The sequence below is a fragment of the Citrobacter sp. 172116965 genome (genome assembly GCF_013458095.1).
GTDB classification, from domain to species: domain Bacteria; phylum Pseudomonadota; class Gammaproteobacteria; order Enterobacterales; family Enterobacteriaceae; genus Citrobacter; species Citrobacter braakii.
Window position 1 is genome coordinate 1,464,881 of the sequence record NZ_CP046673.1, and the last position, 14,817, is coordinate 1,479,697.

16 protein-coding genes are annotated in these 14,817 nt (G+C 50.7%); 6 read left to right on the forward strand and 10 right to left on the reverse strand.

What is annotated here, in order from left to right; translation table 11 throughout:
* Window position 1: 1 nt before the first annotated feature.
* Genes citF through citC form a run of 4 tightly spaced genes read right to left on the reverse strand, consistent with a single transcriptional unit; the run spans window position 2 to window position 3,818 of the window.
* Complete coding sequence (gene citF, locus GPJ68_RS06875) at window positions 2-1,534, reverse strand: citrate lyase subunit alpha (RefSeq protein WP_016152222.1); 1,533 nt, start codon at window positions 1,532-1,534, stop codon at window positions 2-4.
* Between the two features lie 9 nt (window positions 1,535-1,543).
* Window positions 1,544-2,452, reverse strand: a complete 909-nt coding sequence (locus GPJ68_RS06880) for an aldolase/citrate lyase family protein (RefSeq protein ID WP_019076252.1) — start codon at window positions 2,450-2,452, stop codon at window positions 1,544-1,546.
* Window positions 2,449-2,745 carry a citrate lyase acyl carrier protein gene (gene citD / locus GPJ68_RS06885; RefSeq protein WP_003831276.1) on the reverse strand — a complete coding sequence of 99 codons (297 nt, stop codon included), beginning with the start codon at window positions 2,743-2,745 and terminating at the stop codon, window positions 2,449-2,451. The genes GPJ68_RS06880 and citD overlap by 4 nt, the downstream gene beginning before the upstream one ends.
* Window positions 2,742-3,818 carry a [citrate (pro-3S)-lyase] ligase gene (gene citC, locus GPJ68_RS06890; RefSeq protein ID WP_016152224.1) on the reverse strand — a complete coding sequence of 359 codons (1,077 nt, stop codon included), beginning with the start codon at window positions 3,816-3,818 and terminating at the stop codon, window positions 2,742-2,744. Before citC ends, citD begins: the two co-directional genes overlap by 4 nt.
* 389 nt (window positions 3,819-4,207) lie before the next feature.
* On the opposite strand from citC, the gene dpiB reads away from it, so the two are divergent.
* Complete coding sequence (gene dpiB / locus GPJ68_RS06895) at window positions 4,208-5,869, forward strand: sensor histidine kinase DpiB (RefSeq protein ID WP_046274583.1); 1,662 nt, start codon at window positions 4,208-4,210, stop codon at window positions 5,867-5,869.
* Entirely contained in the window at window positions 5,838-6,518 is a 681-nt protein-coding gene (gene dpiA / locus GPJ68_RS06900) for a two-component response regulator DpiA (RefSeq protein ID WP_016152226.1), read from the forward strand. The genes dpiB and dpiA overlap by 32 nt, the downstream gene beginning before the upstream one ends.
* Before the next feature lie 149 nt (window positions 6,519-6,667).
* Here dpiA and dcuC read toward each other — a convergent pair whose 3' ends face one another.
* A complete protein-coding gene (gene dcuC, locus GPJ68_RS06905; RefSeq protein ID WP_016152227.1) occupies window positions 6,668-8,050 on the reverse strand; it encodes an anaerobic C4-dicarboxylate transporter DcuC in 1,383 nt (460 codons plus the stop codon).
* Between the two features lie 451 nt (window positions 8,051-8,501).
* Here dcuC and pagP point away from each other — a divergent pair, with 451 nt between their 5' ends.
* Entirely contained in the window at window positions 8,502-9,065 is a 564-nt protein-coding gene (pagP, locus tag GPJ68_RS06910) for a lipid IV(A) palmitoyltransferase PagP (RefSeq protein ID WP_016155963.1), read from the forward strand.
* Window positions 9,066-9,254: 189 nt separating this feature from the next.
* Entirely contained in the window at window positions 9,255-9,464 is a 210-nt protein-coding gene (cspE, locus tag GPJ68_RS06915; protein WP_000034825.1) for a transcription antiterminator/RNA stability regulator CspE, read from the forward strand.
* A 51-nt stretch (window positions 9,465-9,515) separates the two neighbouring features.
* On the opposite strand, the gene crcB is transcribed toward cspE, so the two are convergent.
* Window positions 9,516-9,899 carry a fluoride efflux transporter CrcB gene (crcB, locus tag GPJ68_RS06920; protein ID WP_003831281.1) on the reverse strand — a complete coding sequence of 128 codons (384 nt, stop codon included), beginning with the start codon at window positions 9,897-9,899 and terminating at the stop codon, window positions 9,516-9,518.
* 90 nt (window positions 9,900-9,989) lie between these two features.
* Between crcB and GPJ68_RS06925 the strand changes: the two genes are divergently transcribed.
* Together GPJ68_RS06925 and tatE are read left to right on the forward strand one after the other, a co-directional pair.
* On the forward strand, window positions 9,990-10,778 hold the full coding sequence (locus GPJ68_RS06925; protein WP_169330286.1) for a deaminated glutathione amidase: 789 nt from the start codon (window positions 9,990-9,992) through the stop codon (window positions 10,776-10,778).
* A 128-nt stretch (window positions 10,779-10,906) separates the two neighbouring features.
* On the forward strand, window positions 10,907-11,110 hold the full coding sequence (gene tatE, locus GPJ68_RS06930; protein ID WP_016152230.1) for a twin-arginine translocase subunit TatE: 204 nt from the start codon (window positions 10,907-10,909) through the stop codon (window positions 11,108-11,110).
* Between the two features lie 77 nt (window positions 11,111-11,187).
* Here the strand turns inward: tatE and lipA are convergent, their stop codons facing one another.
* The 4 genes from lipA to dacA all read right to left on the reverse strand — a co-directional run bounded on the left by lipA (window position 11,188) and on the right by dacA (window position 14,679).
* Window positions 11,188-12,153 (reverse strand): lipoyl synthase, encoded by a 966-nt coding sequence (gene lipA / locus GPJ68_RS06935; RefSeq protein ID WP_003022702.1) that lies wholly within the window; start codon window positions 12,151-12,153, stop codon window positions 11,188-11,190.
* Window positions 12,154-12,359: 206 nt separating this feature from the next.
* The gene (gene lipB / locus GPJ68_RS06940; protein WP_016152231.1) at window positions 12,360-13,001 is read right to left on the reverse strand and encodes a lipoyl(octanoyl) transferase LipB; all 642 of its coding nucleotides are present in this window, start codon (window positions 12,999-13,001) and stop codon (window positions 12,360-12,362) included.
* Between the two features lie 96 nt (window positions 13,002-13,097).
* Window positions 13,098-13,361: a DUF493 family protein YbeD gene (gene ybeD, locus GPJ68_RS06945; RefSeq protein ID WP_003022706.1), complete on the reverse strand. Its 264-nt coding sequence runs from the start codon at window positions 13,359-13,361 to the stop codon at window positions 13,098-13,100.
* A 106-nt stretch (window positions 13,362-13,467) separates the two neighbouring features.
* Window positions 13,468-14,679, reverse strand: coding sequence for a D-alanyl-D-alanine carboxypeptidase DacA (dacA, locus tag GPJ68_RS06950; RefSeq protein ID WP_003022711.1), 1,212 nt, complete (start codon window positions 14,677-14,679; stop codon window positions 13,468-13,470).
* Window positions 14,680-14,817 lie beyond the last annotated feature (138 nt).

The following is a 14,817-nucleotide window of genomic DNA, read 5'->3' on the forward strand; positions in this document are numbered from 1 at the left end:
CTTATTCCTTCACCTGATGCACAACGTCAATCACCGAGCCATCGCGGTAACGCACAACGGCAATCACGCGGTCGGTGAATTCGATAGCGCGTGGCTGACCGGTGAGCTGCTGTGCACGTTCGCGCAGCCATTCAATGGACACCACTTTCATACCGGCTTCTTTCAGACGTTCAGCCAGTTCCGGACGCGCAGGGTTAACGGCGATACCGTGGTCAGTGACCAGGATGTCTACGCTGGAGCCCGGGGTTACGCAGGTCAGGACGTTATCAACCAGCGTCGGGATGCGTCCGCGAACCAGCGGAGCGACAATGATGGAAAGCGCAGCGGCAACCGCAGTATCGCAGTGACCGCCGGATGCGCCGCGCAGTACGCCGTCAGAACCGGTCAGTACGTTAACGTTGAAGCTGGTATCAACTTCCAGCGCACTCAGCACCACGACGTCCAGACGATCGACGGAGGCGCCTTTTGAACCCCAGTTGGCATACTGGTTGGCACTGATCTCAATGTGGTTTGGATTGCGGGCCAGCGACTCAGCCGCGTTACGGTCAAAGCTCTGTACGTCCAGCAGTTTGCGAATCAGGCCTTTTTCGTGCAGGTCAACGATGGTAGCGGTGATGCCGCCCAGCGCGAAGTCAGCACGGATATCGCGGCTGCGCATCTTGTCTTCCAGGAAACGAGTAACGGCCAGAGAAGCGCCGCCGGTTCCTGTCTGCAGTGAGAAGCCTTCATTGAAGTAACCGGAGTTAGCAATGACGTCTGCCGCGCTACGGGCGATTAACAGTTCACGCGGGTTGGTGGTCATGCGTGTCGCATCAGCACCGATTTTGTCCGCATCGCCGACCTGATCGATCTGTACAATCAGATCCACTTGATCCTGCGTAATGCTGGCCGGGTTATGCGGATAGGTCAGCAGCTGTTCAGTCAGCAGGACAACCTGTTTTGCATTTTCGGCATCGACGCGGGCATAGCCCAGTGAACCACAGCATGCTTTACCTGTATAGCCGTTAGCATTACCAAACTGGTCACAGGACGGTACGCCGAGGAACGCCACATCAATGCTGAGTTCGCCACTTTGCACCAGGTGTACACGGCCGCCATGGGAGTGGACCTGCACAGGCTCGGCCAGCAGGCCACGGGAGATCTCTTCCGCCAGCGGGCCACGCAGCCCGGAGGTGTAAATACGGCTGACCACGCCCTGACGGATGTGCTCAACCAGCGGAGCATGGCAGTCGCTCAGGGAGCTGGAGGCCAGCGTCAGATTTTTAAAGCCCATTCTGGCGATGGCGTCCATCACCAGGTTAATCGTCAGATCGCCACCGCGAAAAGCGTGGTGGAAAGAGATGGTCATGCCATCCTGTAAACCTGAACGACGAATGGCGTCTTCCAGGTTAGCGCACAGCTTCTTGTCGCGCGGTTTTTGCGCCTGTAATTCTACTTTTGCGGTGCTCTGATAAGCGGAAAGCTCACTTTCTGCATGACGGCTCCAGGTCGCCACGCGATCCTGGCGTTGAGACTGTTCGATTTTCTGCGTCATTTTTTTGCCTTATTCTTCGCGAATGCCGGAAAGTTCTGCACGGGAGATAACCAGAAGGGCGCGCTCGATAACCGGGCTGTCGACCATTTTGCCGTTCAGGGAAACTACGCCACGACCTTCGCGAGCGGCGGCTTCAGCGGCTTCCACGACCAGGCGCGCGTGAGCCAGCTCTTTGCGTGTCGGCGCGTACAGGTTGTGCAGGAGCTCGATCTGGCGCGGGTTGATGAGCGACTTACCGTCAAAACCCAGTTGCTTGATGTGTGCGGCTTCATGCAGGAAACCCGCTTCGTTGTTGGCATCGGAATAAACGGTGTCGAACGCCTGAATGCCGGCAGAGCGTGCCGCCTGCAAAATAGAGCAGCGGGCAAACAGCAGTTCAGTCCCTTCCGCAGAGCGCTCAGTGCGCAGGTTACGCACATAATCTTCCGCACCCAGTGCAATACCGATCAGGCGCTCGGAAGCGTGGGCAATTTCTACCGCGCGGGTAATGCCTAACGGCGATTCGATGGCAGCTAACAGACCGGTACTGCCGGGCTCACGGCCACAGGCTTTCTCGATACGCAGGATTTCGCTTTCGATGTCGATGACGTCCTGCGCGGTATCGGTCTTCGGTAAACGCACGATGTCAGCGCCGCCGCGTACCACGGCTTCGAGATCGTTAATGCCCCATTCGGAGTCGAGGGCGTTTACGCGCACGATAGTTTCAACGTCGTGATACAGCGGATGCTGCAGCGCGTGGTACACCATACGGCGAGCAGTATCTTTCTCGCGCAGCGCGACGGAGTCTTCCAGGTCGAACATCAGCGCATCTGCCGGATAGATGAACGAGTTGCTGACCATGGCGGCATTGGCGCCCGGTACGAACAGCATGCTGCGGCGGGTACGGGTTTTACGTTGCTGCAAAGATTCACTAATCACTGGCAATCCTCCCATGGCAGTGCAGGAATACCGCCAGCGCGGGCCAGTAGTGCTTCCAGTCGCGCACGTAAAATGCAGTCCAGTGCGCCTTTATCATCAACATTTAATTGCACGCCGCGTACGTTGTAGCGGGACAGAACGTCCAGAATGGTGGCCCGGATGGCATCACCGAACTGCTTTTCGACGCTACTGTTAACCTGCAGGTCAATATCCTGCGAATCAAGTGGGGCGATGCGAATCATCACATCACCGGACTCGAGTGTGCCTGCGACGGCTGCCTGGTTTATTTTCATTTTTCACCTGTTGCTAATGCGGGGGTATTTTGGCGGACTGCCGCACCCGATGAGGCCCGCTCAACCATGCTTTGCAGATAGTGCAGCGTGGCGTCAGGGACCAGGGATGCGATAGCCGTGAGATCTTTTTTAACCAGCAGCTTGCGCACCCAGGAGGCAGAAATCGGCATCTCCTGGAAGCACAGCCGCTCAATTTCCACCAGTTCAATCGGTGGGGCGGGAAGCGTTGGGGTCTCCAGCCAGTAGCGCATATCGTTGTTGTACTGGGAGGTGACGGTGCAATACGGCTCGGTACCGACGAAGCGGTGCGTGACGCCGAGAGCCGGTGCCAGATACTGGCGGAAGATTTTCAGGTCTATTTCGGTATAGCAGTGGTTAATAACGCTCTGCTCTTTGATGAAGTAGCACGGGAATGTGGCGCGGGAAATGATGTATTCCGAACCGCGATGAACGGTTAAACGTGGAATGTCTTTTGTCCCTTTAAGCACCAGATCCAGTCGGTCTTCATACGGAAAACGCGAGGTATCTTCTTTCACCAAAAACAGATGCAGCCAGTCACATTGCGCGGCCGCTTGTTGGATCAGAAAACGATGTCCGTTGGTGAAGGGGTTGGCGTTCATGACGATACAGCCAATTTTTTTCCCTTCATGGCGCTGTTTCGCCAGTGATTCAGCGTAGCGTTTCAGACGTGTGGTGCTGTTTTCCATCAGCACCATAATGCCGGGAACGCTGGTCAGCGTAGAAAAACCGCACTGCTTAAACAGCGACTCGTACTCGGTTTTGGTATAGATGAAGAGGTGCGTACAGTGGCGCTCATAGGCGAGGTTGATTAACTCGGTCGCCAGCGTCAACGCTAAGCCTTCACCCCTTACGGATTCGCAGATGGCGACGCACTTTATGATATTGCCGGCAATGCCGCCGCAGGCAATCAGGCGGTCATCGCGGGTGACGGTGATAAATACTTCGACAGTTGTATCAACGCTCAAATCATTCTCTTTCAGAAATTGCGCGATAGCCGCCATCTTTTTATTTTCTGAGCGTTTAACTTGCGTGAATATATTATTACCGAACATAGTGAATAGAGCCCCGATGCTATATTTGTTACTGGGTTTCTGTTTTTGTTGCTCTGTTTAGCAACCTGATAACTTTTTGTTTGCAATTGAAGGGAATGTTTTTTTATTACGGAGTATTTCTTTTTTTCCCTGCTGCATACATCGTAAGGAGTATTTTGGAGGTGATTTTTGATTTATTTCACAATAAGTTAGAAGGTTTTAATGTGTTTTATGGTTTTAAGTTTTTTAATTAATTTAACTCCGAAATAGCGTGTGGTTTTAATTTGTTTAATTGATTTAAGGTGGGGAATCTGCAACGATCCTGTTTTATACCGCGACTTGCAAATAAAACATTTTTATTACAACTACAATGAGAAATAAGTTTCGGGTATCGTCGCTGAGGAAGAAATATGGCAGAGCAGAAAAATAAAACACGGTTTCCTTTTTTTCGCAGTCTGGCGTTTCCATTGCGTATCTTTCTGCTTATTTTGGTCGTTTCTGTTTTTATTATCGCCGCGTTAGCACAATACTTTACCGCCAGTTTTGAAGATTATCTGGCAACGCATGTCCGCGATATGGCGATGAACCAGGCCAAAATCATCGCCTCTAACGACAGTATCATCGCGGCGGTGAAGCATCGTGATTACAAGCGTCTGGCGACCATTGCCGACAAACTGCAGAGCGGGACTGACTTCGACTATGTGGTTATCGGGGATACCAACTCTGTCCGCCTTTACCACCCAAATCCGGAAAAAATTGGCTACCCGATGCAGTTCACCAAACCCGGCGCGCTGGAAAGAGGGGAGAGTTACTTTATTACCGGCAAAGGGTCGATTGGGATGGCGATGCGCGCCAAAACGCCCATCTTTGATGACGATGGCAAAATCATTGGCGTGGTCTCAATTGGCTATCTGATCAGTAAAATCGATAGCTGGCGATCGGACTTTTTACTCCCAATGGCAGGGGTGTTTATCCTGCTGTTGCTGGTACTTATGCTGCTCTCCTGGTTATTTGCCGCCCATATTCGCCGGCAGATGTTGGGGATGGAGCCTAAGCAAATCGCGCGGGTAGTGCGTCAGCAGGAAGCGCTATTCAGCTCGGTATATGAAGGTTTGATCGCCGTGGACCCTGATGGGTATATCACCGCAATAAACCGCAGCGCGAGGAAAATGCTGGGGCTGTCTTCGCCTGGACGAAAGTGGCTTGGAAAACCGGTTAGTGAGGTGGTTCAGCCGACTGACTTTTTCACCCAGCAGATTGCGGAAAAACGACAGGACGCGATGGTGAACTTTAATGGCCTGAGCGTTATCGCTAACCGTGAGGCGATTCGCTCCGGCGATGAACTGCTTGGGGCAATCATCAGTTTTCGTAGTAAAGATGAAATTGCTACTCTTAATGCGCAATTAACGCAGATCAAACAGTATGTAGAGAGCCTGAGAACGCTGCGTCATGAACACCTTAACTGGATGTCGACCATTAATGGCCTGCTGCAAATGAAAGAGTATGACCGGGTGCTGGCAATGGTGCAGGGGGAGTCGCAGGCGCAACAGCAACTGATTGACAGTCTGCGCGGCGCGTTTGCCGATCGTCAGGTAGCCGGTCTGTTGTTTGGCAAGGTGCAGCGTGCGCGTGAACTGGGCCTCACTATGACTATCGTTCCTGGCAGTCAACTGCATCAACTCCCTGAGGGGCTGGATAGCACAGAGTTTGCAGCAATTGTTGGCAATCTGCTTGATAATGCATTTGAAGCGAGCTTGCGCACCCAGCAAGGCAACAAGATCGTCGAACTCTATTTGAGTGATGAAGGGGATGACGTGATCATCGAAGTTGCCGATCAGGGATGCGGTGTACCGGAAGCATTGCGTGAAAAAATATTTGAACAGGGTGTGAGCACCCGTACCGATGAACCAGGTGAACATGGCATCGGTTTGTATCTGATTGCAAGTTATGTGAGGCGCTGTAACGGGGTGATTACACTCGAAGATAACTCCCCCTGCGGCACCTTATTTTCTTTATTTCTTCCGAAAGTGAAAAAAAATAATGACGGAACCATTAACGCTATTGATCGTTGAGGATGAAACGCTACTGGCGGAAATGCATGCTGAATATATCCGCCATATACCCGGCTTCAGCCAGATTTGGCTGGCGGGTAATCTTGCGCAAGCGAGGATGATGATTGAGCGTTTTAAGCCCGGTTTGATTCTGCTCGATAACTACTTGCCGGACGGCAAGGGAATTACGTTGTTGCATGAGCTAACCCAGACGCGTTATCCGGGCGGCGTGGTGTTTACCACGGCGGCCAGCGACATGGAAACGGTCTCCGAGGCCGTGCGCAGCGGCGCGTTTGATTATCTGGTTAAACCCATTGCCTACGAGCGCCTGGGACAGACGCTGACGCGTTATCAACAGCGCAGACGCATGTTGGCCGGTAATGACAGCGCCAGTCAAAAGCAGATTGATGAAATGTTTAATGCTTATGCGCGCGGCGAACCGAAAGGCGATTTGCCGACCGGAATTGATGCGTTAACGCTGAATGCGGTGTTGAAATTATTTGCCGATCCGACGGTACATCATACTGCGGAAACGATCGCTCAGGCGCTCACTATCAGCCGTACCACCTCCAGGCGCTACCTGGAGTACTGTGCCAGCCGTCATTTGATTATTGCGGAGATTATTCACGGTAAGGTGGGGAGGCCGCAGCGTATTTATCACGGCGGCTAATTCACGTCATCCTTGAAGCTGCCTCTTTGTGGGCTGCGTGAAGAAACCCCAGTCACATAATTATCTATGGTACTGGGGATGTCTTCACTTGCCGCTTTGAGGCAGCTTAAATGATTTTGCGTATCAAGGTCAGATGCTGACAGTTATCGTTAACCGCCAATCAGGGCGGACGTCGCCGGCACCATCACTTCAGTTGCGATAATCACAACCAGCAGTCCAACCAGAACCGGAACCGAGGTACGTTTCACTACTTCGAACGGAGAGATCTTTGCCATCCCTGCGACAGCAACAACCACACCGGAGACCGGAGAGATTGTGCGTCCAAGGTTTGATGCCTGCAGCATCGGGATAGCAAGGTAAGCCGGGTTAATGCCAGAAGAGTGCGCCAGTTTCGGGATCATCTCAACGAAAGCATAGAAAGGTGCGTTACCGGACCCCGTGGTCATTGCCGCCAGCATAGTCAGGATCACCAGTACCAGCATCAGAATAATGCTCGCGGAGCCAAACGAGGTGGCGATAGAAATCAGACTCTGAATAAAGCCGATTGTGCTCAGACCCTGGGCAAAAACGCCCGCCGCGACTAACAGCATCACCACGTTAGCAAAGGCATCCGCCATACCACGGTAGGCGACTTCCAGACCCGAGAAAACCTTCTGGGTGTTGAATCCTCGTACGAACTCCAGTACAGCAGCGATGAGCATGCACAGCACCAGAATCGTAATGATATGCAGCTGTGGGCCCCATTTTCCATCGAAAATCAGGACGCCAACGATCGGGGTAAATGGCAAGATGGCGTAAAACGACGGGGCGGTAGTGGTAATTTCAGCCACATCTAACATTTCATGAGAAATGTTCTCTTTTTTATCCAGATAACGCTGCCAGAAAAAGTGGGCAATCGCCATAGCAATGATGGCGGCAATGGAAATTGGTAGCGTGGTTTTAAACGCGAAATCGATCAGCGGCATTTCCGCGGCTTTTGCAGCCAGCACTACATCACCGGATGTTGGCGAAAGAATAATAGCGGCTGGGGAGGCGCAAATGGCCGCTGCGGCGCCACGGCTAATCCCAACGTTGACCATGACCGGGAACAATGTCGCCATCAGCAATACGCCCAGACCGGTTGCTGAAGAGACCGCCAGGGACATCAGGCAGGCGACAAAATAGGCGGCAATCATAAGCAGATAAGGTGAATTGATATACTGCAGCGGCTTAGAGGCCAGCTTAACCACCATATCATTCGCGCCAATATGCGTCATGTAGGCGGCAAAACCACACAGCATCATAATCATCATGCCGAGATCGCCGCCACGGCTCATCAGCAAAATTTTAATATATTCAACAATGTCTGTTGCCGTATAGCCCGTCGTTGCCGCGCTAGACGGCAAAACTTTATGGCCCATCAACGCACTGATTATCAGCAAAACCAGACCGCCGACAAACAGTACGCCTGTCGCGGAATAACCTTTAATGATGTAGCGCGCTACACCCACAATAACCACAACTCCAATAAGGAGTTCAATAAATGTCAACATTGTTTCCCCTGTCGCATTGCTGCCCAGAAAGTTAAAAAACTAAAAAAAGTAAAAAGTGGTGACAGAATGTGCCTAATAAACCGATAACTCTTGCTGATTGAAATCAATAAAAATACGGATTCAAGCGATGGCTAAGCCGTTTTTTCAGCATCGCGATTAAAAAAAGAATATCACAATAAAAAACTGTGAAGCGCAGCGTTGGTGTGTGTGTTTTGTGGTGACATTGATGCTTTATTGTTAATTTATTGTGATGTTATTTAACTCTCGCCGCAGGAAAGCACAATTTATTGGCAATAAAGAGAAAATAGTTCCTATGAAATGGCTCAGTAAATAAAGGGGTAGGTTATAGGCTGAGGAATATTCTGATTTTTTATTTGCGCATTTTTGTTAAGCTGACATTAAGGTTGGGTTTGCTAAAATTAATAATAAATCCCAGGATGGTAATTAAGTTGTGATTTTCGCTAAACGATATTTTCTCATTTTTTCATTTATTTTTATTCAGTTAGCTTTCACTTCCCAGGCTGCTGCTGAAGATAAAGGCTGGTTTGCTACTTTTAAAGATAATGTCAGTGAAACCTGGCAGCAGCCGGAACATTATGATCTGTATGTACCTGCTATTACCTGGCATGCGCGTTTTGCCTACGATAAAGAAAAAACGGATCGCTACAATGAACGGCCGTGGGGTGCAGGATTTGGTCAATCCCGTTGGGATGATAAAGGTAACTGGCACGGACTTTATATCATGGCGTTTAAGGATTCCTACAATAAATGGGAACCCATTGGCGGCTATGGCTGGGAAAAAACCTGGCGACCGCTGGCTGATGAAAACTTCCATACAGGTCTCGGCTTTACCGCCGGTTTCACCGCGCGTGATAACTGGAACTACATTCCGGTACCGGTGCTGTTACCGCTGGCATCAATTGGTTATGGCCCGGCAACGTTTCAGATGACCTACATTCCTGGAACGTATAACAACGGCAACGTCTACTTTGCGTGGATGCGGTTCCAGTTTTGATGGACTACCTGTATTGTCAGGTGGTTTATTGAAAAGTCTTTTAAAAACATAGTGATAGGAAGTTTAACTGAAAAATAACGCGACATTTATCACTTTTTGATAAAGTTCGACTGGACAAAGTGCACCACAATTGTTGTACTGATACCCGACACAGCATTTGTGTCTATTTTTCATGTAAAGGTAATTTTGATGTCTAAGATTAAAGGTAACGTTAAGTGGTTTAATGAGTCCAAAGGATTCGGTTTCATTACTCCGGAAGATGGCAGCAAAGATGTGTTCGTACACTTCTCTGCAATCCAGACCAATGGTTTTAAAACTCTGGCTGAAGGTCAGCGTGTAGAGTTCGAAATCACTAACGGTGCCAAAGGCCCTTCTGCTGCAAACGTAATCGCTCTGTAAGCATACGACAGCAAGCATTCAAAACCCGCTTAATTGCGGGTTTTTTTCGCTTCAATGTGCGGGAGAGGCAGATACCAACCAGAATGCCAGGGCGGTCATCGCGAATGATCCCAACAGATTAACCAGTACATTCACCATAGCCCAACCAAAGCGTCCTTCCTGCAGTAAAAACACTACCTCAGCAGAGAAAGTGGAAAACGTTGTCAGTCCCCCGCAAAAGCCAGTAGTAATCAGCACCTTCCACATTGGGTCAATATTTGTCATGCGATTAAACCATGCCAGACCCATACCAATGATAAATGCGCCAAGTAAGTTTGCAGCCAGCGTACCGAATGGAATGGCCTGATGCAGCGGGTTAAACCGCATACTCAACATCCATCTTGCTACGCTACCTGTGCCACCACCGATAAAAACCGCTAAAAGGAGTTGTAACACTGCGTAATCCTGCTATTTGATTGTATAGAGGGTGAGTGTAACGCTGAATAATTGTTGTTGGCGAGCTTAACAAAGTTTTCTGGAGGGAATATGTTCGTTGCAGCAGGGCAATTTGCCGTGGGACCTTCATGGGAAAAAAATGCAGAAACCTGCGCCTTACTGATGTCTCAGGCTGCAGGAGAGGGGGCGTCGCTACTGGTATTACCGGAGGCATTGCTGGCGCGTGACGATTTAGACCCTGACCTGTCAGTGAAATCAGCTCAGCTTTTGGAAGGTGGGTTTCTGACGCGTTTGTTGCAAGAAAGCGCACAAAATGAGATGACGACAATCCTGACGATTCATGTTCCCTCTGTGCCAGGCCGGGCATTTAACATGCTGGTGGCGCTACGGGCTGGTCGGGTAGTGGCCCATTACGCTAAATTACATCTCTATGATGCCTTTTCGATTCAGGAGTCACGTAATGTCGATGCAGGGGACGCCATAGCGCCGCTGCTGGACGTAGGCGGATTAAAAGTAGGGCTAATGACCTGCTATGACCTGCGCTTCCCTGAGCTGGCGCTGGCGCACGCGTTGCAGGGGGCTGAGATTCTCGTTTTACCTGCGGCTTGGGTGCGGGGATCGTTAAAAGAGCATCATTGGGCCACGCTTTTGGCGGCAAGAGCGCTGGATGCCACGTGTTATCTGGTTGCGGCTGGAGAATGCGGTAACAAGAATATCGGCCAAAGCCGGGTCATCGATCCCTTTGGCGTGACTATTGCGGCGGCCGCTGAAACGCCCGCGCTCATTATGGCCGAGGTTTCCGCCGAGCGGGTGAGGCAGGTCAGGGCACAACTTCCGGTGTTAAGTAACCGACGCTTTGCGCCACCGCAATTATTATGACGTTTTTTTAAACAAGGCTTGATTCACCTTGTTACAGATTGCTATTGTGTGCGCGCGTCGAAAGGCCGTTAATATTCTCAGGTTAATATGGCGCTTTATGTAGCCTGGTTTAAGTCAAGAAGGTATCTATGGGTGAGATTAGTATTACCAAACTGCTGGTGGTTGCCGCACTGGTTGTTCTGCTGTTTGGTACCAAGAAGTTACGTACTCTGGGTGGAGACCTGGGGACGGCAATCAAGGGCTTCAAGAAAGCAATGAACGACGATAATGCCGATGCCAAGAAAGAGGCTGATGGTAGCGTTCAGGCTGAGAAGCTTTCTCATAAAGAGTAATACTGCAAACTCTGCATGAAAAAAAACCGGCGATTTGCCGGTTTTTTATTGCTGATATGTAAGTGAGTATTACACGATTACTTCACTTCCAGCCCTTTGGCCTGCATGTCAGCATGGTATGAAGAGCGCACGAATGGACCGCAAGCCGCGTGGGTAAAGCCCATAGCCATGGCTTCTGCTTTCATCTCATCGAACTCATCCGGGCTTACATAGCGTTGAACCGGGAGGTGATGGCGGCTTGGCTGTAAATACTGCCCCAGCGTCAGCATGGTCACGCCATGGCTGCGCAGGTCGCGCATGACCTCAATGATTTCAGCATTAGTTTCACCCAGACCCACCATCAGACCCGATTTGGTCGGAATCTCCGGGTGCGCTTCCTTGAAGCGTTCCAGAAGCTTCAGCGACCAGTTGTAGTCAGCCCCAGGGCGTACATTACGATAAATACGCGGTACGTTTTCGAGGTTGTGATTAAACACGTCCGGCGGCGTGGCTGTGAGGATATCCAGCGCGCGATCCATACGACCACGGAAGTCAGGCACCAGCGTTTCGATTTTAATCGACGGGCTTTTCTCACGAATCGCGGTGATGCAGTCAGCAAAGTGCTGAGCGCCGCCGTCACGCAGATCGTCACGGTCAACGGAGGTAATCACGACATAGCGCAGCGCCATGTCCGCAATCGTCTGAGCCAGTTTTAACGGCTCGTTGGCGTCAGGAGCAACCGGACGGCCATGGGCAACGTCACAGAATGGGCAACGGCGAGTACAGATTGCGCCGAGGATCATAAAGGTTGCTGTTCCGTGATTGAAACATTCAGCCAGGTTAGGGCAGGAAGCTTCTTCGCAGACAGAGTGCAGGCCATTTTTGCGCATTGCCGCTTTGATGCCCTGGATGCGAGTGGAGTCCGCTGGCAGTTTTATTTTCATCCATTCCGGTTTACGCAGCAGGGCTTCACGCTCTGTTGCCACATTTTTTACCGGGATAAGAGCCATCTTATCGGCATCGCGGTATTTAACACCGCGTTCCATCACAATGGGTTTACTCATAGCTTGCGTGTTCCAGTTGCGAATTACGAAGGAAAGCGTTTCAATTCAAGGGAATGTTGCATTTATCAACTATTTTTGAATTAGTGATACGCAGTATATCATTGAAACGGGCCAGAAAGCAGCCTGACAGGCTGGCAAAATGTAAAATAGTTGTTGTTTTGTGCCATTTGCCACAACATATGCCGTGGCAAAGTATGACCGTATTTTCAGTCCGCGATGTACTCGTGCGGTGGGTTACCCAACAGCGCGAAGATGTTGGCCAGCAGGCGGGGGCGAATGCTCTCGGTCGTGGCTGTGCTATCCCACTGCGATACTTTCGCCATCTCCATCCCGGCATAACCGCAAGGATTGATTCGCAGGAAAGGTGACAAGTCCATATCCACGTTGAGCGCTAAGCCGTGAAATGAACATCCTTTACGGATACGTAATCCCAAAGAGCAGATTTTCTTCTCACCCACGTATACGCCAGGCGCATCGGCTCGCGGGTGGGCATCAATGCCGATTTCCGCAAGGGTATTCACGACGGTTTGCTCCAGCAACGTAACCAGTTCGCGAACGCCAAGTTTACGACGCTTCAGGTTCAACAGCACATACATAACCTGTTGGCCTGGCCCGTGGTAGGTCACCTGACCGCCACGATCGCTCTGGATCACCGGAATATCTCCCGGCATCAATACGTGCTCAGCTTTACCTGCCTGACCCTGGGTGAAGACAGGATAATGCTCTACCAGCCAGATTTCATCATGACTGTTTTCATCACGGGTATCGGTAAATTCATGCATGGCCAGAGAGACTGGCTCGTAAGGTTGAAGACCGAGCTGGCGGACCAGAATTTTATCCTGATACAAAACGGCATCTCCGTAGAGAATGTTAAAGAGGGGAAAAGTATATCACAGGGGGGAGGGGTTACCCGAGCGGGGATGCAGCGGGTAACCGACAGGTTTTTACAGCACCATGCGTACGATATCGATATTGCCTAATTCTTCGTACAGCGTTTCAACCTGCTCAATGTGTGTAGCAGTGATGGTGATTGAGACCGAGTGGTAGTTGCCTTTGCTGCTCGGTTTTACCGTCGGAGAGTAATCACCTGGCGCATGGCGCTGTACCACTTCAACCACCTGATCAACCAGCTCAGGCAACGCCTGCCCCATTACTTTGTAAGTAAATGGAGTAGGGAATTCAAGCAGTTCGTTAAGTTTGGTTTTCATGTCAGCTCCGGCATTACATCAAAAAATAATAACTCCCACTGCGCGTGGGAGTTATCTGGATACCTAGTATATGGGGACGTAAATCACACTTTCAAGTGTTCGATTTTTAGCCAAACCAGTGATGGAACATTAATTTAATGTAATCAATGATTTTCCCAAAGAAGTTGCCTTCAGGGATTTCTTGCAGCACCACCAGCGGGCGCTGTTCAATAGTTTTGCCATCCAACTGGAAGTTGATAGTGCCGACAACCTGGTTTTTCTGCAGCGGGGCGTGCAGTTCAGTGGTGTTCAACACATAGCTGGCTTTCAGATCTTTCATCCGGCCGCGCGGAATGGTCAGGTAGACGTCTTTATCAACGCCTAACGACGCACGATCGGTGTTACCAAACCAGGCGGGTTCTGAGGCAAATTCTTTACCCACTTTCAACGGGTTCACGGTTTCGAAGAAACGGAAGCCCCAGGTCAGCAGTTTTTTACTTTCGGTTTCTCGGCCTTTATAGGTGCGACCACCCATAACGGCGGAGATCAGACGCATCTGGCCTTCGGTTGCGGATGCAACGAGGTTATAGCCAGCCTTATCGGTGTGACCGGTTTTGATACCGTCGACATTCAGGCTGTTATCCCACAGCAGGCCGTTGCGGTTTAACTGACGAATGCCGTTAAAGGTGAACTCTTTTTCTTTATAGATAGAGTATTCGTTAGGCACGTCGCGAATCAGAGCCTGACCAATCATTGCCATGTCGCGAGCCGAGCTGTACTGACCGTCAGCATCGAGACCATGAACGGTCTGGAAGTGGGTGTTTTTCAGGCCCAGCGCATTCACATAGCTGTTCATCAGGCCGACGAAAGCATCCTGGCTACCGGCTGCGAAGTCTGCCATCGCCACGCACGCGTCGTTTCCGGATTGCAGGTTAATACCACGGATCAGCTGAGAAACAGGAACCTGCATGCCTGGCTTGAGGAACATCAGCGATGAACCTTTGAAGACCGGGTTGCCCGTAGCCCATGCGTCATTGCCGACGGTGACCAGATCGGTTTCTTTGAATTTCCCGGCTTTCATCGCCTGGCCGATGACGTAGCTGGTCATCATTTTGGTCAGGCTGGCGGGGTCGCGGCGAGTGTCTGCGTTCTGTTCTGCCAGAACTTTACCTGAATTGTAATCAATCAGGATATACGACTCCGCATCGATCTGCGGAACACCCGGGATCATGGTTTTAATATTCAGGTCATCGGCATGGGCAGCAGAGAGAGAGGCTGCGCAGAGAGCCGCGGTGAGCGCCATACGCTGCACGAAACGAGCGGAAAAAGTGGTCTTCATGGTCTGAACTACGACGTCCGTGATGAAATTTAAAAAAGTGCCCTACTATAGCAAATGCATAACTGGCAGGCATCTGACTTTCCGCGTGACTTTGTTAATGTCATTTACAGAAATTGACAGTTCAGATACCTGATTTAC

What these genes read in the sequence shown, in the direction of transcription:
- citC (WP_016152224.1), bottom strand. Translation starts at nt 3,818, where the DNA reads ATGTTCGGTAATAATATATTCACGCAAGTTAAACGCTCAGAAAATAAA.
- dpiA (WP_016152226.1), top strand. Translation starts at nt 5,838, where the DNA reads ATGACGGAACCATTAACGCTATTGATCGTTGAGGATGAAACGCTACTG.
- citD (WP_003831276.1), bottom strand. Translation starts at nt 2,745, where the DNA reads ATGAAAATAAACCAGGCAGCCGTCGCAGGCACACTCGAGTCCGGTGAT.
- tatE (WP_016152230.1), top strand. Translation starts at nt 10,907, where the DNA reads ATGGGTGAGATTAGTATTACCAAACTGCTGGTGGTTGCCGCACTGGTT.
- cspE (WP_000034825.1), top strand. Translation starts at nt 9,255, where the DNA reads ATGTCTAAGATTAAAGGTAACGTTAAGTGGTTTAATGAGTCCAAAGGA.
- dcuC (WP_016152227.1), bottom strand. Translation starts at nt 8,050, where the DNA reads ATGTTGACATTTATTGAACTCCTTATTGGAGTTGTGGTTATTGTGGGT.
- dacA (WP_003022711.1), bottom strand. Translation starts at nt 14,679, where the DNA reads ATGAAGACCACTTTTTCCGCTCGTTTCGTGCAGCGTATGGCGCTCACC.
- GPJ68_RS06925 (WP_169330286.1), top strand. Translation starts at nt 9,990, where the DNA reads ATGTTCGTTGCAGCAGGGCAATTTGCCGTGGGACCTTCATGGGAAAAA.
- citF (WP_016152222.1), bottom strand. Translation starts at nt 1,534, where the DNA reads ATGACGCAGAAAATCGAACAGTCTCAACGCCAGGATCGCGTGGCGACC.
- lipA (WP_003022702.1), bottom strand. Translation starts at nt 12,153, where the DNA reads ATGAGTAAACCCATTGTGATGGAACGCGGTGTTAAATACCGCGATGCC.
- ybeD (WP_003022706.1), bottom strand. Translation starts at nt 13,361, where the DNA reads ATGAAAACCAAACTTAACGAACTGCTTGAATTCCCTACTCCATTTACT.
- dpiB (WP_046274583.1), top strand. Translation starts at nt 4,208, where the DNA reads ATGGCAGAGCAGAAAAATAAAACACGGTTTCCTTTTTTTCGCAGTCTG.